This window comes from Spirillospora sp. NPDC049652, from assembly GCF_040675125.1.
GTDB lineage: Bacteria > Actinomycetota > Actinomycetes > Streptosporangiales > Streptosporangiaceae > Spirillospora.
Window position 1 is genome coordinate 1 of sequence record NZ_JBFAOF010001582.1, and the last position, 1,035, is coordinate 1,035.

The 1,035-nt window shown below is 72.0% G+C and carries 2 protein-coding genes; both read left to right on the top strand.

The genetic code is table 11. The features are described 5' to 3' along the window. A partial coding sequence (locus AB0J52_RS42100) for an LLM class oxidoreductase (RefSeq protein ID WP_500188922.1) occupies positions 1-446 on the top strand: 446 nt, incomplete at its 5' end. A 96-nt stretch (positions 447-542) separates the two neighbouring features. Then, on the top strand, positions 543-935 hold the full coding sequence (locus tag AB0J52_RS42105) for a nuclear transport factor 2 family protein (RefSeq protein ID WP_500188924.1): 393 nt from the start codon (positions 543-545) through the stop codon (positions 933-935). Positions 936-1,035: the final 100 nt, after the last annotated feature.

Genomic DNA, 1,035 nt, shown 5'->3' on the forward strand with positions numbered 1-1,035 from the left:
GGCCGCCGCTGCTGGTCGGCGGGACCGGCGACCGGGTGCTGCGGGTGGCCGCCGCGCACGCCGACGTCGTCGCGCTCGCCGGGACCTACCAGGTGCCGGGAGCCCCGCCCGGGACATTCCGGCTCGGCAGCGCCGCGCAGGCCGCCGAACGGGTGGAGTTCGTCCGGCGGGAGGCGGGCGACCGCTTCGACGGCGTCGAGCTGGACGTGCTGGTCCAGCACGTGATGGTGACCCCCGACCGGCGCGCCGTCCTGACGGAGATGGCGTCCAGGTTCGCGCCGCTGACGCTCGACGAGGTCCTCGACACCCCGTTCCTGCTGGTGGGGACGGAGGAGCAGATCGCCGAGCAGATCCGCGCGTCCCACGAGCGCTTCGGGTTCACCGGGTTCACCGTCCACGGCCCGTTCCTGGACGTCCTCGGCCCGGTCCTCGAACGCCTCGGCTAGCGCTCGTGGCCTGCGGCCACGACTAGTCAATTTGTTTAATAAGTGCGTGTGTTACCCTGCGGGCACCTGGTCAGCAGCTACCCGCGGGAGTGAGTCATGCATCCGTTCCGGAAGGCCGCCGAGGAGCACGACATGGCCGCCATGGAGGCGCTGCTCGCCGACGACGTGGTGTTCACCAGCCCCGTCGTGTTCAAGCCCTACTCCGGCAAGCCGATCACGATGGCGATCCTGCGCGGCGTCCTGCGGGTGTTCGAGGACTTCCGGTACGTCCGGGAGATCTCCGACCCGGACGGCCGCGACCACGCCTTCGTGTTCGAGGCGACCGTCGGCGGACGCCAGGTGCATGGCTGCGACTTCGTCCACGTCCGCGAGGACGGGCTGGTCGACGAGCTGACCGTCATGGTGCGCCCGCTGTCCGGGGCTAACGCGCTGGCCGAGGCGATGGGCGCGCAGTTCGAGCGGATCGAGCGGGAGGCGCTCGGCGCCTGAGGCCGAACGCCTCCCGCTCCGCTGCCAGTGCGCGTGCGCCGACGCGCGGGTCGGCCAGCGCGGGTCAGCGCGCGCGGGTCAACGCACGCGGGTCAGCAGG